The sequence below is a fragment of the Thermogutta sp. genome, from assembly GCF_014359955.1.
GTDB lineage: Bacteria > Planctomycetota > Planctomycetia > Pirellulales > Thermoguttaceae > Thermogutta.
Window position 1 is genome coordinate 1 of record NZ_JACIYL010000673.1, and the last position, 2,468, is coordinate 2,468.

Consider the following 2,468-nt stretch of genomic DNA (forward strand, 5'->3'; position numbering starts at 1 on the left):
TGTACTGGAGCGAGGACCTCATCCACTGCGGACCACATTGCGTCGATCTCTTGCCGAATCCGATCGTTAGCCTCCCGGATTCGGTCGATTATGGTTGATCGCGTTGGCTCTTTGAGAATTTGTCCCAGGATAGCTGTAAGTCCGTTCTGATCGCCAGCCTGAACGGCTGCCTCCGGGCAACCATGTTCGCGCATCAACTGTTCGTACTTGTGGCTCCAGCCGACGGCCAACGCGGGGACGTTTTGCGATAAAGCACCGACCAGGGCGTGAAACCGGGAGCTGATCACCGCGTAGGCCGTTCCCAGAATCCCTTTGAGTCGCAGTGGACAACTTTCCTCCACCACATCGATTTGAAAGCCGCAGGCATTTTGAATGGGTCTCACCAACGCCCGGTCTTCGGGTGTATGGATGAGGAGACTGGCGTGGAGGCCGTGGTTGATTACGCCCTTGATTGCCTCCGCGAGAAATGGAATATACCGTTCGGCCAGGCTGCGATCGGTTTTATCGAGCATCCGCATGTTGGGCACGACAAACACCGTGTCGTTCCTTGGCCGAAATCCCTCAGGCAAAATGCCCTGCACAAGCGGCGTAAAATCGGGTGCTATTTTAATATTGGCCCGCTGCCCCACCACATCCACCAGATGGCGGTACGACTCTTTTTCCCGGGCGAAAACAAGATCGCAGTTCTCGACCAACTCCCGACAGGCCGCTCGGATAGCTGGCGTTGTGAAGGGGCCAAAGGCCTGCGGGAGGAGGATGATCTTCTTCCCTTGTGTCTTCCATCGTCGGCAATTTCGGGCCATCAGCTGGGTAGGCCGAGGACCGTGTTGGTCGCCAAAGGCAAATCCAGAGGCATCGATGACGGCGGTGATGTCTTCCTCGGCGGCCAGCCCGTATTTTTTTCGGAACGAGGGATGGGCCAGCGAGGCAACCAGCTTGGATCGACCAAAGCGTTTTTCCGCGAGGAGCGTCCACAGGCCGTATTTCGCCCGATCGCGAAAGGGGCCAAATTGGGCTGGGACCACGAACTCGGGCGGGTTGGGCTTTGCCCGAAAGTGCTGGAGCACCGCAATCGCCATAAGTTCAGCCCCTTTGTTGTGTGTCCCCGTGCCGTGGAGGAGGATCATTCCTGCTCGAAGTTGTACGTCCGGAGGAGTTTGAGCGGTTTTTTGACGGACCTGGGGACCATACCTTCCGGGTCGGGCCAGCCCAGGGCAATGAGCATCACGGGACGCTCGTCGGGTTCCAGTTTCAAAAGCTCAGCCATCTTTTTTTCGCGTTCGGGAATATCCGGCCAGTTAATACAACACGAACTTAAACCGAGCGTTTCCAGGGCCAGAATAAAACTCATGGCCGCCAGGGCGGAATCGATATAGATGAGGTGGCGGTCACGGGCGTCAAAAAAATTCCGCAACTGTCCCACGATCACCACAATAACAGGGATCTGATGTTCATAACCGATGACTCCGTAAGGGATGGAGGCCACCTGGCGAACCAATTCGGGCTCGTCAAAAATGCGGAAGACAAAGGGTTGGCGATTGCAAGCACTGGGTGACTGGGCAGCGACCTCTAACGCTTTGTCGACTAGTTCTCGGGGCACCGGTTTTGGTAAAAACCAGCGCACTGATCGCCGTCTGTGTGCAAGGGCGGCGAGCGCTTCATAGGATACCGGTGGCGGCTGGGATAAATCTCTCCGGTAGGGAACCAGCGGCTCGTCGCAAATGCGCGGGGGGGCGGGCAAACGCTGGAAGCGTGCCCGAAGCGGGTCAATCTTAGGATCACTGCCAGTGACCGCGAAATACTCGGCAAGTACGTCGTGGGTCCACTGGAGTTGCTCTGCGGGAAGGCCATGCTTGCCGTTCTGGGCTGCTTTAAGCGCCGCTTCGTATGCTTTCACTGTTTCCTCAATATAATCGAGAGCGAAGACATCGCGTCTCGGCCGCATGATCAGTCCTTTTTCCAGCCGGTGGGTGTTGCGCGCAAGGAGTGCTCTCCGTCCGTTTAAGCGCCCGTACCTCGCCCTTCCTGCATCGACATGTTTTGCTTCCAGTGCAAGCAAATCCCGCGTATGCGGCCTAAGCCAACTAAAGAAACTTTCTAGTCGGCGACTCAATCTGACAATCCGGCGCAGAAGGAACATTGGTTACAAATTTACAAGTCGACGCAGACTTCCCAGTCAACGCTCGGAAGCCAAATGGTAGCGTTGGGTGGAATCAGACGGCCGGTACCGTAAATATCGCGAGGTAGTACGCGTATCGAAATGCCGTCAGATATTCTATCGAAAACCGTCCTGCCATCATCAAGTTGTAGCTCAACTGAATAGATACCGGGGACAAGACGGAGATCTCTAATACGGCATTTACAAATAGATCTATGCTCTAATCCGACCCGTGCTTTGTGCTGATATTCCGAATGACATGTCAATACACGAGTACCCAATGAATTAAAAAACCGAATAGCAATCCGAG

At 55.2% G+C, this 2,468-nt stretch carries 2 protein-coding genes; both read right to left on the minus strand.

All coding sequences use genetic code 11. The features are described 5' to 3' along the window. The coding region (locus H5U08_RS15720; protein ID WP_297035160.1) for a polysaccharide pyruvyl transferase family protein at positions 1–1,079 on the minus strand (1,079 nt) is incomplete at its 3' end. Positions 1,080–1,123: 44 nt separating this feature from the next. Beyond that, the gene (locus tag H5U08_RS15725) at positions 1,124–1,945 is read right to left on the minus strand and encodes a nitroreductase family protein (RefSeq protein WP_297035162.1); all 822 of its coding nucleotides are present in this window, start codon (positions 1,943–1,945) and stop codon (positions 1,124–1,126) included. Between the last annotated feature and the right edge of the window lie 523 nt (positions 1,946–2,468).

What these genes read in the sequence shown, in the direction of transcription:
- H5U08_RS15725 (WP_297035162.1), bottom strand. Translation starts at nt 1,945, where the DNA reads ATGCGGCCGAGACGCGATGTCTTCGCTCTCGATTATATTGAGGAAACA.